Origin of the sequence: Sedimentitalea sp. (genome assembly GCF_039973035.1) — a bacterium.
Lineage (GTDB): Bacteria > Pseudomonadota > Alphaproteobacteria > Rhodobacterales > Rhodobacteraceae > Sedimentitalea.
The window spans coordinates 115,395-138,046 of record NZ_JBDWLR010000095.1 but is presented as its reverse complement, the minus strand read 5'-3'; the positions used below and the strand labels follow the sequence as shown (position 1 = coordinate 138,046).

The following is a 22,652-nucleotide window of genomic DNA, read 5'->3' as shown; positions in this document are numbered from 1 at the left end:
CATCCAATGCGGCCTCTGCGTCCGCGCCTGCCGCGAAGTTCAGGTCAACGACGTCATCGGCATGGCGGGCCGCGGCCACGACGCCTACCCCACATTCGACTTCGCCGACCCCATGGGCACCTCAACCTGCGTCGCCTGCGGCGAATGCGTTCAGGCATGCCCAACTGGGGCGCTTATGCCCTCCACCGTTGTTGATAATGCACAGGTCGGCGACAGCGCGGACTTCGACAGCGAAACAAAGAGCATTTGCCCCTTCTGCGGCGTTGGATGTCAGGTCAGCCTCAAGGTCAAGGATGGCCGAGTGAAGTATGTCGAGGGGATCAACGGCCCCGCAAACGAAGGGCGACTTTGTGTGAAGGGCCGGTTTGGCTTTGACTACATTCACCACCCGCATCGACTGACCAAACCCCTGATCCGACGCGAGGATGCACCCGCTAAGGGATTGAACGTCGATCCCGGCAACCTATCGACACATTTCCGCGAGGCCACGTGGGACGAGGCGCTGGATTTTGCCGCACATGGCATGACGCGACTTGCGCAGGCGCATGGTGGTAGGGCGATCGCCGGATTCGGCTCTGCCAAATGCACCAACGAAGAAGCCTATCTGTTTCAAAAGCTGATCCGCGAAGGGTTTGGCCACAACAACGTCGATCACTGCACGCGGCTGTGCCATGCCTCATCCGTGTCGGCACTGATCGAAAATGTCGGCAGTGGAGCTGTCACCGCAACGTTCAACGAGATTGAAAACACCGATGTGGCCATCGTCATCGGAGCCAATCCGGTTGAAAACCATCCGGTCGCCGCGACCTATTTCAAACAGTTCACTAAGCGTGGCGGCAAGCTGATCGTCATGGATCCGCGCGGGGTCGGGCTCAAACGGTTCGCATCTCACATGCTGCAATTTCGTCCGGGTGCCGATGTATCCATGCTGAACGCGATTATGGCGACGATTGTCGAAGAAAACCTGTTCGATCAGCAATATATCGAAGCCTTCACCGAGAACTGGGAAGCTGAAAAGGCGCATCTGGCCGATTTCAGCCCGGAAAAGATGGCCGCGATCTGTGGGATCGATGCCGAAGTGCTGCGCGACGTCGCACGCACCTTTGCCGGTGCCAAATCAGCGATGATCTTTTGGGGCATGGGCGTGTCGCAACACATTCACGGCACGGACAATTCCCGCTGTTTGATTTCGCTGGCCTTGATGACGGGTCAAATCGGGCGCCCCGGCACCGGGCTGCACCCGTTGCGCGGCCAGAACAATGTACAGGGTGCCAGTGACGCCGGGCTGATCCCGATGTTCCTGCCGGACTATCAGAGCGTGACTGACGACACGGTGCGCAAGGCATTTACCGATGTCTGGGGCTCGGGTGATTTCAGCAACGAAAAGGGCCTGACCGTCACCGAGATCGTCGATGACATCCATGCCGGAAACACCCGCGCGATGTATATTCAGGGTGAAAATCCCGCGATGTCGGACCCGGATGTGGATCACGCCCGCGAGGCCTTTGCCAAACTGGAACATCTGGTTGTACAGGACATTTTCCTGACGGAAACGGCGAACTATGCCGATGTCATCCTGCCAGCCTCAGCGCTTTATGAAAAATCCGGCACTGTTTCCAACACCAACCGGCAGGTGCAGATGGTACGCCCGGCCGTCGCGCCACCGGGCGATGCCCGCGAAGATTGGGAGGTCACGGTGGAGTTGGCCCGGCGCATCGGGCTGAACTGGACCTACACCCATCCGCGCGAAATCTTCACTGAAATGGCGCTGAATATGAAGAGCCTCGACAACATTACATGGGAACGGCTGGAAGTTGAAACCGTCACCTACCCATCCCTCTCGCCAACCGATCCCGGTCAGGCCGTGGTGTTTGGCGATGGTTTCCCGCGCACCGAAGGGCGGGCAAGGTTCACACCAGCCAGCATCATCGCCCCTGACGAAGCACCTGATCTGGACTTTCCCATGATCCTGACGACGGGACGGCAACTGGAACACTGGCACACCGGGTCGATGACACGACGCAGTTCGGTTCTGGACGCTGTCGAACCCGAGGCCAACGCTTCGCTGCACCCTGCGACGCTGCGCAATCTTGGGGTCGAGCCGGGCACCATGATGCGCCTGACCACGCGGCGTGGCTCGATCGAGATCATGGCGCGCGCAGATCGCGCCATCAGCCCGGATATGGTTTTTGTCCCCTTCGCCTATGTCGAGGCGGCAGCCAATATCCTGACCAATCCTGCCGTGGACCCCTATGGCAAGATCCCCGAGTTCAAGTTCGCCGCCGTCAAGGTGGAACCTGCAACAGCAATAGTCGCCGAATAACACCCAACACCCAGTCCGCCGGATGGCGGAGACCAACGGAGAGTAAGAATGGCCTATAAATCCGATATCGAGATTGCACGCGAAGCCAAGAAGCGCCCGATTCAGGAGATCGGCGAAAAGCTTGGCATCAGCAGTGACGACCTGCTGCCTTACGGCCACGACAAGGCCAAGGTCAGCCAGACATTCATCGACAGCGTGCAAGGCAACGAGAACGGCAAGCTGATCCTTGTCACCGCGATCAACCCGACGCCTGCTGGCGAAGGCAAGACCACGACTACTGTTGGGCTTGGTGATGGTCTGAACCGGATTGGAAAAAAGGCCGCGATCTGTATCCGCGAGGCATCGCTTGGCCCGTGCTTTGGCATGAAGGGTGGCGCCGCAGGTGGCGGTTACGCCCAAGTTGTGCCTATGGAAGAGATGAACCTGCACTTCACAGGCGACTTTCACGCGATTACCAGTGCCCACAACCTGCTCAGCGCGATGATCGATAACCACATCTATTGGGGCAACGAGTGCGAGATTGACCTGCGTCGCGTCGTCTGGCGCCGGGTTCTGGACATGAACGACCGCGCCCTGCGCGATGTCGTAACCTCGCTGGGCGGTGTGGCCAACGGTTTCCCGCGTCAGGCCGGTTTTGATATCACCGTGGCGTCCGAGGTCATGGCTTGCCTGTGTCTGGCACTGAACCTAGAAGACTTGCAAAAGCGTCTCGGCGATATCATCGTCGCCTACCGCCGCGACCGTACGCCGGTTTATGCGCGCGATATCAAGGCCGATGGCGCCATGACCGTGCTTCTGAAAGACGCGATGCAGCCGAACCTCGTGCAAACGCTCGAAAACAACCCGGCCTTTGTGCATGGTGGCCCGTTTGCCAACATCGCCCATGGCTGTAACTCGGTCACGGCAACAACCACGGCGCTGAAACTGGCGGACTACGTGGTGACAGAGGCCGGTTTCGGGGCCGATCTGGGCGCCGAAAAGTTCATGAACATTAAATGTCGCAAGGCTGGGATCGCACCGTCTGTCGTGGTCTGCGTTGCCACCGTGCGTGCGATGAAAATGAACGGCGGCGTGGCCAAGGCCGATCTGGGCGCCGAGAACGTCGAGGCCGTCAAGAAGGGTTGCCCGAACCTTGGCCGTCATATCGAAAACCTGAAGAGCTTTGGCGTACCGGTCGTGGTCGCGATCAACCATTTCGTCACCGACACCGATGCCGAAATCGAAGCGGTCAAGGAATACGTCCGCGAGCATGGCTCTGAGGCGATCCTGTCCCAGCATTGGGAATTCGGCTCCAAAGGCTCCGAAGACCTGGCCAAGCGGGTGGCGGAAATTGCCGATGCCGATATGGCAAGCTTTGCTCCGATCTATGGCGACGACATGCCACTGATGGAAAAGATCGAAACCATCGCCAAGCGTATCTATCGCGCCGACGACGTGTTGGCAGACAAGAAGATCCGCAACCAGTTGCATGAATGGGAATCGCAGGGTTACGGCAACCTGCCGATCTGCATGGCCAAGACGCAATACAGCTTTACCACCGATCCAAACAGGCGCGGTGCGCCGACCGGTCATTCGGTGCCTGTGCGGGAAGTCCGGCTTGCAGCAGGCGCGGGCTTTGTTGTCGTCATCTGCGGCGAGATCATGACAATGCCGGGTCTGCCGCGTGTGCCTTCCGCCGAGCAGATCATGCTGAACAAGGATGGACAGATCGAAGGGTTGTTCTAAGACCTTCCCTTCCTATCAAGAATGTCACGGGTGCGCATTGACTGCGCACCCGCGATCTAGGAAACCGACGTGACACCGACATGAGGATCGAGACAAAATGACCGCCCAGATCATCGACGGAAAAGCCTTTGCCGCAACCGTTCGCGCCCAGGTCGCGGAGCAGGTTACGCGCCTGAAAGCCGACCATGACATCACTCCCGGTCTCGCCGTGGTGCTTGTCGGAGAAGACCCGGCCTCGCAGGTTTATGTCCGCTCCAAAGGCAAGATGACGACCGAGGTCGGTATGGCCAGCTTTGAACACAAGCTGGACGTCGATACATCAGAAGAAGATCTGCTGGCGCTGATCGAAAAGCTGAACAACGACCCCGCCGTACACGGCATTCTGGTGCAACTGCCGCTGCCCTCACACATGAATTCCGATCTGGTGATCAATGCAATCAACCCGGCCAAGGATGCGGACGGGTTTCACATCTCTAATGTCGGATTGTTGGGAACCGGACAGAAATCCATGGTGCCCTGCACGCCGCTCGGTTGTCTGATGATGCTGCGAGACCACCACGGATCGCTGTCCGGCATGAACGCCGTGGTTCTGGGGCGCAGCAACATCGTCGGCAAACCGATGGCACAGCTTTTGCTGGGCGACAGCTGCACCGTAACAATCGCACACAGCCGGACCAAGGATCTGCCCGACGTGGTGCGCGGAGCCGACATCGTGGTTGCCGCTGTTGGACGGCCACAGATGGTTCCCGGCGACTGGATCAAACCCGGCGCGACCGTCATCGATGTGGGCATCAACCGGATCGACAAACCCGAAGGCGGAACGCGCCTTGTGGGCGATGTTGATTTTGACAGCTGCGCAGCGGTTGCCGGTGCGATCACTCCGGTGCCCGGCGGAGTAGGCCCAATGACCATCGCTTGCCTGCTCGCGAATACTCTGACCGCATGCTGCCGGGCGAATGGCCTGCCGGAGCCCGAGGGCCTGACGGCATGAAAGATGCGATGAGCGACCATCGGCTGCTGAACGGTAAGGCGGTCCGTGTCCGGATCCTGAACGAGGTCAAAACCTATGTGGAAAGCCAGCGTGGCGGACCGGTTGGGCGGTTGGTTTCGATCAGCATCGGTGACAACCCCGAGGTTGCTGTCTATGTCCGCAATCAGGCCCGCGGTGCTGCCGCAGCCGGATTGCGGTTCGACCAGCAACTTTGGGGTAATGAGGTCACTCAGGAAGAATGCAAGCGCCTGATCACCGACATGAACGATGATCCGGATGTGTTGGGGATCATCCTGCAACGTCCAGTGCCCGACCATATCAACGTCCGATCCCTGCAATCGGCGATCCATCCGCTCAAGGATGTCGAGGGTATGAACCCGGCATCTATTGGCAATATCGTCTATTCCGATGTGGCTCTCGCCCCCTGTACGGCGGCGGCCTCGGTCGAGCTGATCAAAGAAACCGGGCTTGATCTAAAGGGTCTTGAGGTCGTGATGATCGGCCATTCCGAGATCGTCGGAAAACCTGCGGCGATGATGCTCATGGCCGAAGGCGCGACCGTGACGGTTTGTCATCACATGACACGCTCGGTCGCGATGCATTCGCGGCGCGCGGATGTGGTGGTCGTGGCCGTGGGCAAGGCCCATTTGATCGGGCCCGACATGATCAAACCCGGCGCCGCAGTGATTGATATCGGCATCAACCAGATCGTGGATCCTGATGGCACGACACGTATTGTCGGTGACGTGGATACGGATGCGGTGCTTGACGTTGCGGGCTGGATAACACCAGTTCCCGGCGGCGTCGGCCCGGTCACCGTCGCGATCCTGATGCGCAATGCAACGGTCGCCCACAAACGCCAGTTGGCGGCAGGCTGGATCAACTAAAGCCATACGATTGTGGGGTGGAAACGCCCTAGACCCCCAGATAGCCGATCCCGCAAAACACCATCACCACGGCTCCCCACTGCGCACGGCTCATCGGTTCTTTTAGGATGAGCCATGCCAGAATGACCGTCAGCAGCCCAAACAGCGACGATGCAACGGCGGCAAATTCCGGATGCGGAAACGTGGCCGCCGAAGTAACCGAAGCAAGCGCCGTGGCATCAAGCAGAGCCATTGCCAGCAAGAGGTACAGCACGCTCCGGTCTATATTCCATCGCTCGCGCCGCAGGATCAGGATCAAACCGATCGTCGCCGCCGCAAAAACCCGCCCGGTCAGGATCACAGGCATTTCCGCGCCAAAACGTACCGCAGCCTGACTGGCTGCGAAGGTAGCAGCAAAACCAATGCCCGCGATGACGGACAAAACCACCGCTCGCATGGTCTCGCCATGGGTCTCTTCTGAATCCGACAATGTCGCAACAAGGGCAACGCCCAGAACCACGACAATCACGGCAATCCATTGCCACGCGGAAATGGATGTCCCGTTCGCAGCGGCCCAACCGACCGAGACCACCGGATAGGCCCCGATGATGGGTGCAACCAAGCGTACCGGCCCGATCCGAAAGGCCCCATAGAGGCTGAGACTGGCAAGGCCGAACACTACGCCGGAAACGGCCGCAAGCGCGTAAGACTTGGTCGTCATCTCCGCAAATCCACCCTGTACGGCAGCCACAGGCACAAGCATGACGGTGCCAGCCACCAGCACGGTCAGCAGCGCGGGAAGTATGCGGGTTTTTTGGCTGACACCGCGCACACAAATATCGTGAAACGCCCAGGCGCAGGCGGCGACCAATCCAAGCAAGAGTGACATCGTTGTTCTTTCTTGATCCCAAGGGAATTACACAGGCGCGTTGAATGCGGCAATTTGATCAGGATTACCCCATTCCGTTTCCACAAAGCGGAGTTCTCTTCCACTTCTTTTCGTCCAAGTTCTCCGGACTGTAAACCATACTGAAGTCTAGATTTTTCCCATGTTTGGTATTGTTGCTCCGTCAGGATGCAGGCCCGATGAAATCCGGCCCGTCGGCCTGCGTGCGTGCCCCGACCGAACCACCCTCATCTGTGGCGATTGAAGCCCGGATCGTGTAGATGGATCGCAAGACTATTCGCTTTGCACGTGCAAATTTGTACCGCCCCACTTGTTTCTGTACCTGTTGCATCAAATTCTGAGTCGATACTGTTTCATGATCTTTGTTCCACTTCCTTTCGTCGTCACTATCCTGCTGGCCCTTCTTTTCGCAGGCGTCGCAAGAGCCGGTGACGAGCGACCGCAGAACTATCCGTTTCTGGCACTCATCGCTCTCGCCGCCACCCAGTCACTGCTCGTTGGCCTGCGCTTTGGCTATGGCGTCGAATGGGTCGGGTTTCTCTCGCCGCTGCTTGCGAGCGTGATGGCGCCAATGGTGTTGTTCGGAGCGCTCCACCTTGTCGGTCCGCAGCCCTTGATGAATTTCAGAACGCTCGCACCGCACTGCATCCCCTTTGTCCTTGTGATGGTTTCCCTGATCGTGTGGCCGGTTGCGCTTGATGTGATCATCATCAGCACGTTCGTCATTTATGCGATCCTGATCCTGCGCCTGCTCTGGTCCGGTGCCGATGCGCTGCGTCTTGCGGCGCTTGATGGGGCCGGTGCCGCGCACCGCGCGCTGGTCTTTGCCGCGTGCGCGCTGATGTTTTCGGCCATCGTCGACACATCGATCACACTCGACATTGCCCTGACCGGCGCACGCCACCTGCCGCTGCTGGTCTCTGTTGGAAATGTTGCGACCTTGCTGTTGCTCGCTATCGCCGGCGCGGCGGCCAGCAGGGGGCGCACGCCGGGCGATATTGACCACAATGCCGTCAACACGTCGCCAACCCCGGACCGACCTGAAACCGAAACGACCGACGATCCCGAGGTTCTTGCAACCGTTGAAACGCTGATGAAGCAAACCCGCATCTATCGGGATGTTGATCTTAACCTTGACCGTCTCGCGCGCAGGGCGGTGATCCCGTCTCGACAGATCTCTGGTGCGATCAACCGGATGACCGGCAAGAATGTCTCGCAGTATGTGAATGATTTCCGGATCGCCGAGGCCTGCGATCATCTGCGGGCCGGAACGCGCCCGGTGACCGAAATCATGTTCGAGGTCGGATTTCAGACCAAATCGAATTTCAACCGTGAATTCCGTCGGGTGACGGGACAAGCCCCGCTGGAATGGCGTAAATCGCAAGCCGCTGTTCTAAGCCCCACAAAATAACGGCGATACAAACCGACTAAGTCGCGATTCAGAACGTAGCATTTCGTGATCTAGGTCTCGGATTGTCATTCTGTCGCCGATATTGGTGGCATGAACACATTCACTGATCATGACCGCAAACTGGCCGCGACGCTGAGAGAGCTCTCAGCTTCATCTGCCGCTTCACCCGGAGTCGCTTCGCCAGCTCCGAAAGAACACATTCAACAAAGAGGAAAGATCTTTCTGGCCGGAGCGGTCATGCTTCTGATCGGGGCCGCTGTCATTTCCGGTCCAGGCGTCGTGCGCCTCATTTCCGACTCGCTCAACACATCGGCAGGACAGGCGCCCAAGGATGCGCCGCTTTCGCAACCACAACAAACAGCACCGGCTGCCGTGGTCCAACCGACCCACAGCGAAATCACCGGCTCGGGCTATGTCGTGGCCCCACAGATGGCCGCGGTCTATGCCGAACGAGGCGGGCGTATCACAGGGATCCACGTCCAACTCGGCGACGTTGTTGCTGCCGGTGATCCACTGCTCACGATGGATGAGACCGGAATACGCTTCGCCGCAGAAGAGGCACAGCTCGTCGTTACCTCTGCCGAACTGTCACTTGCCGCGGCACTCATTTCACTTGGGCAAGCCGAGACCGTGTTGAACAGGCAAACCGCGCTCAATCAGCGTGGGGTCGTCGCCAGCGAACGGCTGGAAGACGCCAAGACCGTATTTCTTAGCGCAGCCAACGCGGTCGAACAGGCCAAGGCAAATCAGGACAAGGCCAACCTTGCGTTGCGGGTCGCCGAGGATCGCGTTGCCGACTTGACCGTCCGCGCGCCGATCGCAGGAACCGTGACACAGCTTTCCGCGCATGTCGGGGATGCGGTGCTTGACCGGATTGACGCCATCCATGACGGGATCGGTCTGATGACGATCGCGCGTATGGACCGTTTGGCGATCGACGCCGACGTGGCCGAAAAGACGATTGCTGAACTAAGGCACGGTTTGGCTGGCAAAGCCGTACTGGACGCATTTCCCGACCAACCGTTCTCGTTCGAGGTTCAAAACATCGCACCCAAAGTGAACGCCGCGAGAGGCACCGTTGAGCTGCGACTTTTTCCGGTCGAGCCCCCTCAGGGAATGCGGCCCGGTATGGCGGCCCGTATTCGCTTCATTCTGCCCAACCCAGATTCACCTTCGACCAACCACTCTGGAGACCTTTCGCAATGACGATACCCAACACCGACAACGCATTCATATCCCTTTCTGGCGTCCACAAATCCTATCGGACGGGATCAGAACTTTTGCCGATCTTTTCCGATCTCGACCTTTCGATACCCAAGGGCGAATTTCTCGCGATCATGGGCCCATCGGGGTCCGGAAAATCGACCCTTTTGAACTTGCTCGCGGGCATCGATCAGCCAGACAGCGGCGGCATTCGCATCGGCGATCAAGCCCTCGATCAAATGGGCGAAACCAGCCTGTCTGCCTGGCGGGCGCATCACATGGGAATCGTCTTTCAGTTCTACAATCTGCTACCCATGTTAACGGCGGCGGAGAATGTCGAGCTGCCATTGCTTCTAAAACCGCTATCCGCACGTGAACGGCAGGAGCGGGTTGCAAAGGTTCTGGACCTTGTCGGTCTTGGTAGGCGCGGACGTCAGAACCCGTCGCGGATGTCGGGTGGTGAGCAACAGCGCGTCGGCATTGCCCGGGCCATCGTGGCCGACCCCGATCTGCTGTTGTGCGATGAACCCACCGGTGATCTGGACCGGCAATCGGCAGACGATGTACTGGCGATGCTGAGTTTTCTCAACTCCGAACTTGGCAAGACCATCGTGATGGTAACCCACGATCCCGAGGCCGCCGCCAAGGCGACGCGCATACTCCATCTCGACAAGGGCGTTTTTGTTGAAAACGCGCGGGTGGCGGCATGACCTTTCTCGCATTTGCCCGCAAGAGCGCGATGCGAAAACCGTTTCGCAGCGTGTTGCTGATCATCTCGGTCGCGATCACCTTTCTGGTCTATGGGCTAACCGCCAGTTTCGTCGCAGGCTCGCAGGGGACTGCAGCGGCGAGCAATGAAATCCTCGGCGTGATGAATGCAGCCGGTCGCGGACAGCCTTTGCCTTTGGCCTACCTGCCACGCATCGCGGAACTGCCGGGGGTTGCAGATGTCAGCCCGGTCACCCGCTTGCGCGGCACCGTTGGTGATGCGCGTAATGCCGTTGCAGTCAGCGCAGGCGATCCGGAGAAACTGATGGCCGTCAGCGGCCAAGAACTTGGCCTGACCCCTGCCCTTGTCGACGCACTTGATGGTGGTCGCGACAAGGTGCTGGTCGGCCGAGCGCTCGCAGATGCGCAAGGGTGGGGCGTAACCGATCACATTACCCTATCGGCATTTCGCACCAAAAAGAGCGATGGAAGCCGCGACTGGCGTTTCGAGATCGTGGGCATATTTGAGGGCGCGCATGCGAGCACCGATACCTACTTTGTTCTGGCCCAGTACGATTACATCAATACCGCGCGCGCCAAGAACAAGGACACGGCCGTTACATTTGCCCTGCGCCCGCAAGCTGGTATCGCGCCACAAGAATTGGCGGCCCGCATCGACACGCTTTTCGCAAACTCCGCGGCCCCGACCCGAACATTGTCAGAAAAACAGTTCCTAAGCGCCTTTTTGAGCCAATATGCCGATGTCAAACGCGTCGTGATACTGGTTGTCGCAGTGTCGTTTGTGACCCTCTTGATGATCGTCATCAACACTCTGGTTTTCGCACTGCGCGAGCGGCGCTTCGAAATCGGCGTACTCAAGACATTGGGTTTTGCCAGATCGCGCATCCTGTACCTCGTCCTCACCGAAGCACTTTTTATCTTTGTGATCGGCGGCGCGGTCGGTCTTGGCCTTGCCAAACTGGCGAGCCTCGCGGCTCCAGCGGCGCTTGGCTTGGTGCTTGATGCAGAAATGGCACTCCGCGCTACCGGACTTGTCCTCCTGCTTGGCCTGATCGCTGGTGCGTTGCCCGCGCTGTTCGCCATGCGAACCCCGATCCTCTCCACATTCAGAACGCGGTAACCCAGATGCAAGCTTCCACACGACAAATTATGGCGATGGTACGCGCGGCCATGCTCAGCCTGCCCCGCCGATTGGCCATTTCACTCTCCATGATCGCCTCGATCATGTTGGTGGTCTGCGTTCTCAGCGCCTTTCTTGCCATGGCGAAGGGGTTCGAAGTAACGCTGCAAAGCGCAGGATCACCGGATGTCGCCGTGATCCTTGGCAGCGGCGCACGCAACGAGGGCCAGTCGGAGATACCGGCCGAAACCACGCGGTCGGTCATGGCGATGGGCGGCGATATCGGCGTAGTCCGCGATCCTTCCAAAGCCCTGCTCCTCTCTCGCGAACTTGTCGTGCCAGTAGAGTATCGCAGTCATGACGATGCCGCAGGCGACACACTGACCCTGCGAGGGATGGATTCGACTGGTCCCGCAATCCGACAGGACATATCGCTTTCAGCCGGTCATTTCCCAACACCCGGAAGCCGCGAGATCGTGGTCGGCGATCAATTGGCGGCCAGCTATCCTGGTTTCGGCCTCGGCGAACAGGTTCGGTTGGGGCCGATATTCTGGACAATCGCCGGTCATTTCTCGGCTCAGGGCAGTGCGTTTGAGTCCGAAATTTGGGCTGATCTCGATACCGTACGCGGAGCGTTCGACCGCGCGGGCGAGGTTCAGAGCCTCAGGCTGCTACTAGTGCAGCCAACTGCGATTGAAACGCTCCGTCAGGCGATTGAACAATCGACCACTGAACAGTTTCGGATCGTTTCCGAGGCGGATCTGTATGCGAGCCAGTCCGAAGGCACCGCGCGTCTGATTCGGTTGTTTGGCTGGCCAATTGCGCTCTTGATGGCGGCGGGCGCGGTGGCCGGTGCCCTCAACACGATGATGAGTTCTCTGTCAGACCGCACCGTGGAAATCGCCACAGTCCGCGCGCTTGGTTTCAGCCGTCTGTCGGCCCTGCTCGCCACTTGGGTAGAGGCGATGTTGCTCGCGACACTGGGTGTTTGTCTCGGCCTCGCGATTTCGTGGGTTGCCATGAATGGTTGGCAGGCGAGCACACTTGGCGCGAACGATGCGCGGATGGCATTTCGGTTGGTCGTCGACGCTGATGTGATGTTGATGGCTGGCTCTGTCGGTCTCGCCATCGGGGCCATTGGTGGGCTTTTGCCCGCTCTTGCCGCCGCCCAGCTTCCGATTACTGCCGCATTGAGGGCGCAGGGCTGATCCCCGCGTTCAGGCCCCGGTTATACCGGGGCCTGATCTGTCAGAGCTTATTCAGCCGCCAGCGCATTGTCGGTGATGGCTGTGGTATAGGCACCTTCGGGTTGTTTGGTGATCACCGGGTCGGAACCACCGGCAAGCAAGGTTGCCACGGTCCGCTCATAATCTCCGGGATCCAGCGCGCCGTTGGATCCGGCAGTCAACTTTGCAACCTCGGTCATCATGCGAACCTGATGCGCCTCGGTCTGCGCGCCGGTCTCGTCATAATCGAGCACGATCATCGCCGCCTCTTCGGGGTTTTCCTCGGCCCATTTCCAGCCTTGCATCGACGCCGCGACGAATTTTTCCATCCGCTCCACGAATGCGGGATCCGAGAGGTTTTCTTCCATCACGTAAAGCCCGTCTTCCAACGTGGCGACGCCCTGATCCTCGTATTTGAAGGTGATCAGCTCTTCTGGAACAACGCCGCTGTCGAGAACCTGGCCATACTCATTGTAGGTCATGGTCGAGATGCAATCCGCCTGACGCTGCAAGAGCGGGTCGACGTTAAAGCCCTGTTTCAGAACCTCGACGCTGTTTTCACCCTTGCCATCGGTGCCCATCCCCAGATGCGACATCCAGCTCAGGAATGGGTATTCGTTGCCAAAGAACCAAACGCCAAGTGTCCGGTTGGCCAATGATTCCGGCCCCTCGATCCCAACATCAGCCCAGCAAGTCAGCATCATGCCTGATGACTTGAACGGTTGCGCAATATTGACCAGAGGCAAGCCGTTTTCGCGGGCTGCCAATGCGGCGGGCATCCACTCGACGATGACATCGGCGCCACCGCCTGCGATCACCTGAGTGGGGGCGATATCCGGGCCACCGGGCAGCACGGTAACTTCGAGCCCGGCATCATCATAATAGCCGTTTTCAAGCGCCACATAATACCCGGCAAATTGCGCCTGCGTCACCCATTTGAGTTGCAGCGTGACCTCTTCGGCAAAGGCCGGAGCGGTCAGTGCAGTCGATGCAAGTGCCGCGATCAGCATAGATTTTTTCATGTTAGTCTCCTGTTGGTTTTTGGTTTTGGTTTCTTGTGGGTGGGTGGCCCCTAACCGCGTTGCGAAGGGTGCCAGAAGGTGAGCCACTTTTCGATCAGCGCCGCCAACCCATAGGCCAGCGTTCCGGTGATCGCCGCGACAAGGATAGCCGACCAGACGAGGCCGAGGTCAAGCTGACCGATAGAGGTTGAAATGCGAAAGCCCAGACCCTGCGTTGGCGAGCCGAAAAATTCCGCGACAATGGCCCCGATCAGCGCCAGCGTTGTACTGACTTTCAGACCGTTGAAGATAAACGGCATGGCTGCGGGCAGGCGCAGTTTCAGCAACGTTTCACCCCAACTCGCCGCATAGGTACGCATCAGGTCGCGCTGCATCGCAGATGTTTCGGAAAGACCGGCAACCGTGTTCACCAGCATCGGAAAATACACCATCAGCACGACGACCGCCGCCTTGGATTGCCAGCCAAAGCCGAACCACATGACAAGGATTGGCGCGGTCCCAACGATGGGCAAGGCGGCCATGAAATTGCCCAATGGGAGCAAACCCTGACGCAAATACGTGTACCGGTCGACCAGAAGCGCGGTCAGGAACGCGGCGCTGCAACCAATCACGTAACCACCAAGCGCGCCTTTGAGGATGGTCTGGGTAAAGTCACCCCAAAGCATCGCAATGTTGTTGGCGAAGGTGCTGGCAATCACGCTGGGCGGTGGCAGGATCACTTGCGGAACTTCGAGCCCGCGCACGATCAGCTCCCACATGACCAACACCGTTGCACCAAAGATCAATGGCACAGCCAGCCGTGCCGCACGGCTCTGCGACCGCGCGGGGCGGGCGAGCCAGAGGTTGACTGCGAAACCGGCTGCCCAGATCAGCAATGCCAAAATGACCAGACTCATGGCTGGCCACCCATTGCCCTGAGCGTGCGTCGCTCAAGCCAGCCGGTCAACCAGACCAGAATGGCCGCAAGTCCTGCCGCCATCAACAGCGCCGCCCAAACCTGTGAGGTTTGGCCATAGTAGCTGCCCGCCAGCATCCGCGCACCCAGCCCGCCCTTTTGCACCGGCAATTCACCCACGATCGCACCGACAAGGCTGGCGGCGATGGCGATCTTGAGCGAGGTAAAGAGATAGGGGACCGAGGCCGGCAAACGCAATTTGGTCAACACCGTGAACGCCCCCGCATTGTAAGTGCGCATCAGGTCGAGCTGCATCGCATCCGGCGAGCGCAGACCTTTGACCATGCCGACAACCACCGGAAAGAACGACAGATAGGCCGAGATCACCGCCTTGGGAATCAAACCCTGTATTCCGATGGAATAGAGCACCACGATGATCATCGGAGCCAACGCCACAATCGGGATGGTCTGGCTGACAATCGCCCAGGGCATGATCGACATGTCCATCACCCGCGAATGCACGATGCCAACCGCCAGTGCGATGCCCAGCGCGGTGCCGATAACAAAGCCAAGAAACGTCGCACTCAGCGTGATGCCGCCGTGATAGATCAGCGACCGGTTGGACAGGCTGCCAGATTTGACGATACCGCGCCGGCCGTTGATTTCTTCGTCGAATGTCGAACGATACAGCTCTGCCGCCACTTGATGCGGGGCCGGAAGGCGGGGACGATCAAGGCTCCAGCTTTCGCCTAACAGCCCCGTATTTTGCGCCACCAATGCCCAAGACCCCATGTCACGCCGCTCTACCGCAGTTTCGGGTGACACGGTTGCACCGGCACGCTCCGCACGGGTCAGCACATCCTGCACGTTCATCGGAATAACGGCCAGGTACCAGATGCCCAGCACAACAAGAACCATCGCCAGAACCGGCGGCAGACGCCAGCGCCGGGCAGCGGTCGGCGCGACAGGATCGGCGCTGGCGCTCACTCTTCGTACCCCGCACGCAGACCTTCGCGCACCCTGTGGGCAATCTCGATGAACTCGGGCGTATCGCGGATATCCAATGGCCGTTCGCGGGGCAGCGGGCTTTCGATCACATCAGTGATCCGACCCGGACGGGGCGACATCACCACGATATGGGTCGAAAGATAAACCGCCTCGGGGATCGAATGTGTTACGAAACAGATGGTTTTCTGCGTGCGGTCCCAGAGCCGCAGGACCTCTTCGTTCAGACGGTCACGCACGATTTCATCCAGCGCGCCAAAGGGTTCGTCCATCAGCAGGATCTCGGCATCAAACGCCAGTGCCCGCGCGATAGAGGCGCGTTGCTGCATGCCGCCGGACAATTGCCAAGGAAACTTCTTTTCAAACCCGGTCAGTTCAACAAGTTCAAGCACACGCGTGATGCGTTCCTGCTGTTCGGCCTTGCAAAAGCCCATGATTTCAAGCGGCAAACGGATGTTGCCGCCGATGCTGCGCCACGGATACAGGCCCGCCGCCTGAAACACATACCCATAGGCCCGCGCCCGCCGCGCTTCGTCTGCAGTCATGCCGTTGACCGTCAGACTGCCGCCCGTTGGCGTTTCCAGCCCGGCGATACAGCGCAACAGGGTGGTCTTGCCACAACCCGAGGGGCCGATAAAGCTGACGAACGATCCGTTGGGAATATCAAGGCTCACGTCCTTAAGCGCGTGAACAGGTCCGTCCGCAGTCTGAAAAGTCAGGTCCAGCCCCTTAGCCGCGATCACGGGTGCGGCAGGGTTGGTTACAGGATTTGGTTCACTCATGCGTCATACTTTGCAGTGCAGTAAATGGTCATCAAACCCCCGTCACCGGAATGCCGCTGCGCTCTACCGGGCGTGGGGCGGTCAGTTCTTTCCATGTGGAAAGCGCCTTGTTCACGGTGGTGTTGGCCGACCGGCTGACAAATTCGCCATGTCCCTCTTCGGTCTTGATCTCGCCATCCATCACCGCGACCTGACCGCGTGTCAGGGTATAGCGCGGCAAGCCTTTGATCTGCTGGCCCTCGAACACATTATAGTCGATCGCGCTCTGCTGATTGTTGGCGGAAATCGTCTTTTCCTTGGTCGGGTCCCAGACGACGATGTCAGCATCGGACCCAACCATGATCGCGCCCTTCTTGGGATAGCAGTTCAGGATCTTGGCGATGTTGGTTGAGGTCACCGCGACAAACTCTTCTGGCGTCAAACGTCCGGTTGCAACACCACGGGTCCACAGCATCGGCATCCGATCCTCCAACCCACCGGTGCCGTTGGGGATCTTGGTGAAATCGCCAACGCCGGTGCGTTTCTGTTCAGTGGTAAAGGCACAGTGATCGGTTGCCACCACCGACAGAGAGCCGCTTTGCAACCCGGCCCAGAGACTGTCCTGATGTTTCTTGTTGCGGAACGGCGGCGACATGACGCGTCGCGCGGCATGGTCCCAATCGGCGTTGAAATATTCGCTTTCGTCCAGCGTCAGATGCTGGATCAGGGGTTCACCCCAGACGCGTTTGCCCTGCATCCGGGCGCGGCGGATGGCCTCGTGACTGTCCTCGCAACTGGTATGCACCACATAGAGCGGCACGCCCGCCATATCGGCGATCATGATGGCGCGGTTGGTCGCCTCGCCTTCGACCTGAGGCGGGCGCGAATAGGCATGCGCCTCGGGGCCTGTATTGCCCTCGGCGAGTAATTTGGCGGACAATTCGGCCACCACGTCGCCGTTTTCCGCGTGCACCATCGCGATCCCGCCAAGTTCGGCAAGCCGCTGGAACGACGCGTACATCTCGTCATCGTTGACCATCAGCGCGCCCTTGTAGGCCATGAAGTGTTTGAACGTGTTGATGCCGCGCTCTTCGACCACGGTTTTCATGTCATCAAACACCTGCTCGCCCCACCACGTCACCGCCATGTGGAAGGAATAGTCGCAGTTGGCGCGGGTCGATTTGTTGTCCCACATCTGCAGGGCATCCAGCAGCCCCTGACCCGGCGACGGCAGTGCGAAATCGACCACCATTGTCGTTCCACCCGCCAGCGCGGCGCGGGTGCCGCTCTCGAAATCATCGGTGGAGTAGGTGCCCATGAAGGGCATTTCCAAATGCGTATGCGGATCAATCCCGCCGGGCATCACGTAACAGCCCGTTGCGTCCAGCACCTCGTCTCCGGTCAGGTCGGGCCCGATCTCGGTGATCCGGCCGCCCTCTACCTTGACGTCTGCCTCATAAGTCAGATCGGCGGTGACGATGGTTCCGTTCTTGATGACCGTGCTCATTGGTCGTTCTCCCCATAGCGGTAGCGCATTATTTCAGCGCCTTCTTGTTCGGTGACTCAGTCGAGATCAGGTGACGATCTCTGCCGTTTCGACCACGGCATGCATCAGCACATCGGCTCCGGCGCGCGCCCAGTCCTTGGATATCTCTTCCGCCTCGTTGTGCGACAGCCCGTCGACGCAGGGGCACATTACCATTGCGGTAGGTGCGACCTGATTGATCCAGCACGCATCATGCCCGGCACCGGAAATCAGATCGCGGTGGGAATATCCCAATCGCTCGGCGGCGTTTCGCACGGCGCTGACACAGGCGGCGTCAAATTCCACCGGGTCAAATCCTCCGACCTTTTCGAATTCAACCTCAAGCCCCATGTCATCGCAAATCTTCTGCGCCTCGTTCTTCAGCCGCGTTTCCATGTCCTGAATGACCGCGAGGTCTGGCGAGCGGAAATCGATGGTAAAGACCGCGCGTCCGGGGATCACATTGCGCGAGTTCGGAAAGACTTCGATATGGCCCGCCGCGCCCACTGCGTGGGGTTTGTGTGACCATGCGATCTCTTCGACTTTTTCCAGAATCCGCGCCATGCCCAGACCAGCGTTCTTGCGCATCGGCATCGGGGTGGAACCAGTATGTGCGTCCTTGCCGGTGACGGTGACCTGTGTCCACGACAGGCCCTGACCGTGGGTGACGACGCCGATGTCCTTGCCCTCAGCCTCAAGAATGGGGCCCTGTTCGATGTGCAATTCGAAGAATGCATGCATCTTGCGGGCACCAACTTCTTCGTCACCGCGCCAGCCGATACGGTTCAGCTCGTCTCCGAAGGCTTTGCCTTCGTGATCTTCGCGCGCATAGGCCCAGTCTTGGGTGTGCACCCCCGCAAAGACCCCTGATGACAGCATGGCAGGGGCATATCGCGTGCCCTCTTCGTTGGTCCAATTCGTGGCAACGATCGGATGCTTGGTCTTGATGCCAAGGTCGTTGAGCGTGCGAATGATTTCAAGCCCGCCGAGAACGCCGAGAATGCCATCATATTTGCCGCCCGTCGGCTGCGTATCCAGATGGCTGCCGACATATACCGGCAGGGCATCGGGGTCTGTACCCTCGCGCCGGGCAAACATGTTGCCCATCTGATCCAATCCCATCGTGCATCCCGCCTCTTCGCACCAGCGCTGAAACAGCGCGCGGCCTTCGGCGTCTTCGTCGGTCAGGGTCTGTCGGTTGTTTCCGCCCGCGACGCCCGGGCCGATTTTGGCCATTTCCATGAGAGTATCCCACAGGCGATCTGCGTTGACGGTCAGGTTGGCTGCTGGTGCGGTCATATCATCCCCAGTCTTGCTAGCCTCTACGGGCCATTTCATGATTTGACCAATCGGTCAAAGTCACGCTACCACGGAGCCAAGGTCAGTCAAGTGTGGCGCCGCCGAAAGCGGCATTCGCATCAAAATTTGGCAGGGAATGGCAGGCGATGACAAAAAGATTGGCGCAGTCGCATCCTGGCGACCCCACCAAACCCAGAACCCGCATCCAAAAGCGCAACCGAGAGCTGATTTTGGAGGCCGCGCTGGAAGTGTTTTCGCGGAATGGCTATCGTGGAGCGACTTTGGATCAGATCGCCAACCAGGCGGGTCTGAGCAAGCCGAATCTGCTCTATTATTACCCGTCAAAAGAGGCGATTCACCGCGAGTTGTTGCACGGGTTGCTTGACACATGGCTGGATCCGCTCAAGGCGATGGATCATGGCGGTGAGCCGTTGGAAGAAATTCTCGAATACGTACGCCGGAAACTGCAATTGGCGCGGGATTTTCCGCGTGAAAGCCGGATATTTGCCAACGAAATTTTGCAGGGCGCGCCAACGATCCTGCCTGACCTTGAGGGTGATCTAAAGACGCTGGTCGACCGAACAGCCGAAACCATCAACGGTTGGATCAAAACCGAACGGATTGCGCCGGTCGATCCCGTGCACCTGATTTTTTCCATCTGGTCGCTGACCCAGCATTATGCCGATTTCGACGTGCAGGTGCGCGCGGTGAACGGTGGGGCAGATCCGTTTCCCGGCGCGGAACAGCATCTTGAAACGCTGTTCCGGCGCATGTTGTCGCCCGCCTAGGCCGTTATTCCGCCGCCCGCGCCATCGGGTTGTTGGGGTGTGATGTCCAATCTGCGTGTTCCGCCGGAATCACCCGCCCCGTCCGGGGATCGGTTGTGCCTGCTTCGAGGCGCTCCATCGTGATGCACTCTTCTACGGGACAGACATCAAGACACAGGTTGCAAGCGACGCATTCGCTGTCATCCACATCAAACACCCTGTCTTCGCTCATGGTGATGGCCTGATGCGAAGTATCTTCGCATGCAGCATAGCAACGGCCACACTTGATACAGGCATCCTGATCGATGCGCGCCTTGGTAACGTAATTCAGGTTCAGATACTGCCAGTCGGTGACATTGGGCGCCGCACGACCCCGGAAGTCTTCGATCGTGGCATAGCCTTTTTCATCCATCCATTGTGACAAGCCACGCTTCATTTCTTCGACGATCCGGAAGCCATAGGTCATGGCGGCGGTGCAGACCTGAACGTTGCCACATCCAAGTGCGATGTATTCCGCCGCGTCGCGCCACGTGGTGATGCCGCCGATGCCGGAAATCGGCATGCCTTGTGTTGCGGGATCGCGGGCGATTTCGGCCACCATGTTCAACGCGATGGGCTTGACCGCCGGGCCGCAATAACCGCCATGACTGCCCTTGCCATCAATGCTTGGTTCCGGGCTGAACGTGTCGAGATTGACAGAGGTGATCGAGGATACGGTATTGATCAGGCTGACTGCGTCTGCCCCGCCCGCCTTCGCCGCACGGGCCGGATAGCGGATATCGGTGATATTCGGCGTCAGCTTTACGATTACCGGCTGGTCGTAATATTGTTTGCACCATTCGGCGACCATCTGAATGTATTCTGGCACCTGACCGACCGCGGCCCCCATGCCCCGTTCGCTCATCCCGTGCGGGCAACCAAAGTTCAGTTCGATCCCATCCGCACCGGTTTCTGCAACGCGGGGCAGAATCGCCTTCCACGATGCCTCCTCGCACGGCACCATGATCGACGCGATAACCGCATGATCCGGATAGTCACATTTCACCCGCGTCATTTCTTCGAGGTTTACCTCAAGCGGGCGGTCGGTGATCAGTTCGATATTGTTGAGGCCCAAGAGCCGCCGGTCGGCCCCCCAGATCGCGCCATACCGCGGGCCGTTGACATTAACGACAGGAGGGCCGGCCTCACCCAGAGTTTTCCAAACCACGCCGCCCCAACCGGCATCAAACGCACGGCGCACATTGTATTCCTTGTCCGTCGGCGGGGCCGAGGCGAGCCAAAAGGGGTTGGGGCTTTTGATGCCCAGAAAATCGGTTGTCAGGTCTGCCATTGTATTGGTCCTTTCCGGGCCGGGGCCCGACATGTGTTGGGCGCGGCGCTATGAAAGTGCGGCGTGAATGTCCTCGGCGGCATCGCGGCCTTCGGCGACGGCGACCACGGTCAGATCCTCGCCCGGTGTACAGTCGCCTCCCGCCCAGACGCCAGCAAGGCTGGTGCGTCCGGGTCCGGTGACTGAAATCTTGCCGCGCTCTGTGGCGAGGCCCGCATCTTGGGTCAGGGTCTGGCCGATCGCCAACAACACCTGATCGGCTGGCACGCGAAAGCGCTCGCCGGTGGCTTGCAAGGTGCCATTGGCGGCCTGCGTATGCTCCAGTTCAATTTCCTGAACTGCACCATCACCATGGACTGCAACCGGCGTGGCATTGGTCATCAAGCGCACACCATGTTTTGCGGCAAGGTCTTGTTCAAACCCGCTTGCGCCCATTGCGTCGCATCCGCGGCGATAGGCCAACGTTACATTCGCAGCACCCAGCAGCCGGGATTGTACCGCCGCGTCAATCGCCGTCATGCCGCCCCCGATCACCACCACATCACGCCCAACGGGTATGGACGTCTTGTCATCGGCCTGACGCAGCTCTGCGATGAAATCAACTGCGTTGCGCACACCGGGGAGGTCGAAACCGGGTAAGCCAAGCGCGTTCACACCAGCAAGTCCGACACCAAGGAACACTGCATCATGCTCCTGCTGCAGGGCAGGCAGATCGATATTGTCCCCAAATGTCTTGCCATAAGCCACCGTGATACCGCCAATGCCAAGCAGCCAGTCAATCTCGCGCGCGGCGAAGTCTTCGGTTGTCTTGTAAGCGGCGAGGCCAAATTCATTCAACCCGCCGGGACGCTCGCGTGCTTCGTAGATGGTGACAGCGTGACCCTTCATCGCAAGGCGATGCGCGCAGGCGAGACCTGCTGGCCCCGAACCGATGACACCGATGCTTTTACCTGTGGTCTCTGCCCGCAAGAATGGATGCCCTTGTCGCGCCATCGCGGCATCGGTCGCGAACCGTTGCAGGCGTCCGATCTCGACCGGTTTGCCCTCGGCTGCTTCGCGAACACAGGCTTCTTCACAGAGCGTTTCCGTCGGACAGACCCGCGCGCACATTCCGCCCAGGATGTTCTGTTCAAAGATCGTCTGCGCCGCCGCCTCGGGTTGGCCTGTGGAGATCTGGCGGACAAACAGAGGAATATCGATATCTGTTGGGCAAGCCGTGACACACGGCGCATCGTGGCAGAAGTAACATCGGTCCGCTGCCACTGCCGCTTCATGTGGATCATAGGCTGGATGCAGATCGGCAAAATTCAAAGCGATCTCTTCGGCATCAAGACGTCCGGCGACGAGGCCGGGTGTATGAGGGCTGGTCATTGAATCTCCCTGAGCGTTTTTTTTAGCTTGCCACAACTCAGAATTTTATCAAACGGTCAAATTTTGGTTGCGGGATTGAGCTGATTGGGAGGTTACGTGACAATTAACCTATTGTTTTTATTACGTCTTTGATGAAATTGGGTGACTCCAGGCAACACCAAGTAGCCCGGAGAATT

At 59.1% G+C, this 22,652-nt stretch carries 19 protein-coding genes; 10 read left to right on the top strand and 9 right to left on the bottom strand.

Annotation, left to right across the window (positions count from 1 at the left end):
- The 4 genes from fdhF to ABJO75_RS27595 form a co-directional block, all read left to right on the top strand.
- The coding region (gene fdhF / locus ABJO75_RS27610; RefSeq protein ID WP_348128157.1) for a formate dehydrogenase subunit alpha at nt 1–2,323 on the top strand (2,323 nt) is incomplete at its 5' end.
- Between the two features lie 48 nt (nt 2,324–2,371).
- Nucleotides 2,372–4,048, top strand: a complete 1,677-nt coding sequence (locus ABJO75_RS27605) for a formate--tetrahydrofolate ligase (RefSeq protein ID WP_348128155.1) — start codon at nt 2,372–2,374, stop codon at nt 4,046–4,048.
- A 97-nt stretch (nt 4,049–4,145) separates the two neighbouring features.
- Complete coding sequence (folD, locus tag ABJO75_RS27600; protein ID WP_348128152.1) at nt 4,146–5,039, top strand: bifunctional methylenetetrahydrofolate dehydrogenase/methenyltetrahydrofolate cyclohydrolase FolD; 894 nt, start codon at nt 4,146–4,148, stop codon at nt 5,037–5,039.
- Between the two features lie 8 nt (nt 5,040–5,047).
- Nucleotides 5,048–5,926, top strand: a complete 879-nt coding sequence (locus tag ABJO75_RS27595; protein ID WP_348128149.1) for a bifunctional 5,10-methylenetetrahydrofolate dehydrogenase/5,10-methenyltetrahydrofolate cyclohydrolase — start codon at nt 5,048–5,050, stop codon at nt 5,924–5,926.
- Between the two features lie 28 nt (nt 5,927–5,954).
- On the opposite strand, the gene ABJO75_RS27590 is transcribed toward ABJO75_RS27595, so the two are convergent.
- The gene (locus ABJO75_RS27590) at nt 5,955–6,794 is read right to left on the bottom strand and encodes an EamA family transporter (RefSeq protein WP_348128147.1); all 840 of its coding nucleotides are present in this window, start codon (nt 6,792–6,794) and stop codon (nt 5,955–5,957) included.
- Between the two features lie 373 nt (nt 6,795–7,167).
- Between ABJO75_RS27590 and ABJO75_RS27585 the strand changes: the two genes are divergently transcribed.
- The 5 genes from ABJO75_RS27585 (at nt 7,168) to ABJO75_RS27565 (ending at nt 12,483) form a co-directional block, all read left to right on the top strand.
- Nucleotides 7,168–8,223, top strand: a complete 1,056-nt coding sequence (locus tag ABJO75_RS27585; protein WP_348128144.1) for an AraC family transcriptional regulator — start codon at nt 7,168–7,170, stop codon at nt 8,221–8,223.
- 237 nt (nt 8,224–8,460) lie between these two features.
- Nucleotides 8,461–9,429: an efflux RND transporter periplasmic adaptor subunit gene (locus tag ABJO75_RS27580; RefSeq protein ID WP_348128142.1), complete on the top strand. Its 969-nt coding sequence runs from the start codon at nt 8,461–8,463 to the stop codon at nt 9,427–9,429.
- Complete coding sequence (locus ABJO75_RS27575; protein WP_348128139.1) at nt 9,426–10,136, top strand: ABC transporter ATP-binding protein; 711 nt, start codon at nt 9,426–9,428, stop codon at nt 10,134–10,136. The genes ABJO75_RS27580 and ABJO75_RS27575 overlap by 4 nt, the downstream gene beginning before the upstream one ends.
- Complete coding sequence (locus ABJO75_RS27570; RefSeq protein WP_348128137.1) at nt 10,133–11,275, top strand: ABC transporter permease; 1,143 nt, start codon at nt 10,133–10,135, stop codon at nt 11,273–11,275. The genes ABJO75_RS27575 and ABJO75_RS27570 overlap by 4 nt, the downstream gene beginning before the upstream one ends.
- Before the next feature lie 5 nt (nt 11,276–11,280).
- The gene (locus tag ABJO75_RS27565) at nt 11,281–12,483 is read left to right on the top strand and encodes an ABC transporter permease (RefSeq protein ID WP_348128134.1); all 1,203 of its coding nucleotides are present in this window, start codon (nt 11,281–11,283) and stop codon (nt 12,481–12,483) included.
- A gap of 47 nt (nt 12,484–12,530) precedes the next feature.
- Here ABJO75_RS27565 and ABJO75_RS27560 read toward each other — a convergent pair whose 3' ends face one another.
- From ABJO75_RS27560 to ABJO75_RS27535, 6 genes are all read right to left on the bottom strand, one after another.
- Complete coding sequence (locus tag ABJO75_RS27560) at nt 12,531–13,523, bottom strand: ABC transporter substrate-binding protein (RefSeq protein WP_348128131.1); 993 nt, start codon at nt 13,521–13,523, stop codon at nt 12,531–12,533.
- Nucleotides 13,524–13,573: 50 nt separating this feature from the next.
- A complete protein-coding gene (locus tag ABJO75_RS27555; protein ID WP_348128129.1) occupies nt 13,574–14,419 on the bottom strand; it encodes an ABC transporter permease in 846 nt (281 codons plus the stop codon).
- Nucleotides 14,416–15,336, bottom strand: coding sequence for an ABC transporter permease (locus ABJO75_RS27550; protein ID WP_348128174.1), 921 nt, complete (start codon nt 15,334–15,336; stop codon nt 14,416–14,418). Before ABJO75_RS27550 ends, ABJO75_RS27555 begins: the two co-directional genes overlap by 4 nt.
- Nucleotides 15,337–15,401: 65 nt before the next feature.
- Nucleotides 15,402–16,205, bottom strand: coding sequence for an ABC transporter ATP-binding protein (locus ABJO75_RS27545; RefSeq protein ID WP_348128127.1), 804 nt, complete (start codon nt 16,203–16,205; stop codon nt 15,402–15,404).
- 31 nt (nt 16,206–16,236) lie between these two features.
- Nucleotides 16,237–17,691 carry a dihydropyrimidinase gene (gene hydA, locus ABJO75_RS27540; protein WP_348128124.1) on the bottom strand — a complete coding sequence of 485 codons (1,455 nt, stop codon included), beginning with the start codon at nt 17,689–17,691 and terminating at the stop codon, nt 16,237–16,239.
- A gap of 66 nt (nt 17,692–17,757) precedes the next feature.
- Complete coding sequence (locus ABJO75_RS27535; RefSeq protein ID WP_348128122.1) at nt 17,758–19,008, bottom strand: Zn-dependent hydrolase; 1,251 nt, start codon at nt 19,006–19,008, stop codon at nt 17,758–17,760.
- 146 nt (nt 19,009–19,154) lie between these two features.
- On the opposite strand from ABJO75_RS27535, the gene ABJO75_RS27530 reads away from it, so the two are divergent.
- Entirely contained in the window at nt 19,155–19,796 is a 642-nt protein-coding gene (locus tag ABJO75_RS27530) for a TetR family transcriptional regulator C-terminal domain-containing protein (RefSeq protein WP_348128119.1), read from the top strand.
- A 4-nt stretch (nt 19,797–19,800) separates the two neighbouring features.
- On the opposite strand, the gene preA is transcribed toward ABJO75_RS27530, so the two are convergent.
- Together preA and ABJO75_RS27520 are read right to left on the bottom strand one after the other, a co-directional pair.
- Nucleotides 19,801–21,105: an NAD-dependent dihydropyrimidine dehydrogenase subunit PreA gene (preA, locus tag ABJO75_RS27525; RefSeq protein ID WP_348128116.1), complete on the bottom strand. Its 1,305-nt coding sequence runs from the start codon at nt 21,103–21,105 to the stop codon at nt 19,801–19,803.
- A gap of 48 nt (nt 21,106–21,153) precedes the next feature.
- Nucleotides 21,154–22,476, bottom strand: a complete 1,323-nt coding sequence (locus ABJO75_RS27520) for an NAD(P)-dependent oxidoreductase (protein ID WP_348128113.1) — start codon at nt 22,474–22,476, stop codon at nt 21,154–21,156.
- Between the last annotated feature and the right edge of the window lie 176 nt (nt 22,477–22,652).

What these genes read in the sequence shown, in the direction of transcription:
- ABJO75_RS27605 (WP_348128155.1), top strand. Translation starts at nt 2,372, where the DNA reads ATGGCCTATAAATCCGATATCGAGATTGCACGCGAAGCCAAGAAGCGC.
- folD (WP_348128152.1), top strand. Translation starts at nt 4,146, where the DNA reads ATGACCGCCCAGATCATCGACGGAAAAGCCTTTGCCGCAACCGTTCGC.
- ABJO75_RS27595 (WP_348128149.1), top strand. Translation starts at nt 5,048, where the DNA reads ATGAGCGACCATCGGCTGCTGAACGGTAAGGCGGTCCGTGTCCGGATC.
- ABJO75_RS27590 (WP_348128147.1), bottom strand. Translation starts at nt 6,794, where the DNA reads ATGTCACTCTTGCTTGGATTGGTCGCCGCCTGCGCCTGGGCGTTTCAC.
- ABJO75_RS27585 (WP_348128144.1), top strand. Translation starts at nt 7,168, where the DNA reads ATGATCTTTGTTCCACTTCCTTTCGTCGTCACTATCCTGCTGGCCCTT.
- ABJO75_RS27580 (WP_348128142.1), top strand. Translation starts at nt 8,461, where the DNA reads ATGCTTCTGATCGGGGCCGCTGTCATTTCCGGTCCAGGCGTCGTGCGC.
- ABJO75_RS27575 (WP_348128139.1), top strand. Translation starts at nt 9,426, where the DNA reads ATGACGATACCCAACACCGACAACGCATTCATATCCCTTTCTGGCGTC.
- ABJO75_RS27570 (WP_348128137.1), top strand. Translation starts at nt 10,133, where the DNA reads ATGACCTTTCTCGCATTTGCCCGCAAGAGCGCGATGCGAAAACCGTTT.
- ABJO75_RS27565 (WP_348128134.1), top strand. Translation starts at nt 11,281, where the DNA reads ATGCAAGCTTCCACACGACAAATTATGGCGATGGTACGCGCGGCCATG.
- ABJO75_RS27560 (WP_348128131.1), bottom strand. Translation starts at nt 13,523, where the DNA reads ATGAAAAAATCTATGCTGATCGCGGCACTTGCATCGACTGCACTGACC.
- ABJO75_RS27555 (WP_348128129.1), bottom strand. Translation starts at nt 14,419, where the DNA reads ATGAGTCTGGTCATTTTGGCATTGCTGATCTGGGCAGCCGGTTTCGCA.
- ABJO75_RS27550 (WP_348128174.1), bottom strand. Translation starts at nt 15,336, where the DNA reads ATGGTTCTTGTTGTGCTGGGCATCTGGTACCTGGCCGTTATTCCGATG.
- ABJO75_RS27545 (WP_348128127.1), bottom strand. Translation starts at nt 16,205, where the DNA reads ATGAGTGAACCAAATCCTGTAACCAACCCTGCCGCACCCGTGATCGCG.
- hydA (WP_348128124.1), bottom strand. Translation starts at nt 17,691, where the DNA reads ATGAGCACGGTCATCAAGAACGGAACCATCGTCACCGCCGATCTGACT.
- ABJO75_RS27535 (WP_348128122.1), bottom strand. Translation starts at nt 19,008, where the DNA reads ATGACCGCACCAGCAGCCAACCTGACCGTCAACGCAGATCGCCTGTGG.
- ABJO75_RS27530 (WP_348128119.1), top strand. Translation starts at nt 19,155, where the DNA reads ATGACAAAAAGATTGGCGCAGTCGCATCCTGGCGACCCCACCAAACCC.
- preA (WP_348128116.1), bottom strand. Translation starts at nt 21,105, where the DNA reads ATGGCAGACCTGACAACCGATTTTCTGGGCATCAAAAGCCCCAACCCC.
- ABJO75_RS27520 (WP_348128113.1), bottom strand. Translation starts at nt 22,476, where the DNA reads ATGACCAGCCCTCATACACCCGGCCTCGTCGCCGGACGTCTTGATGCC.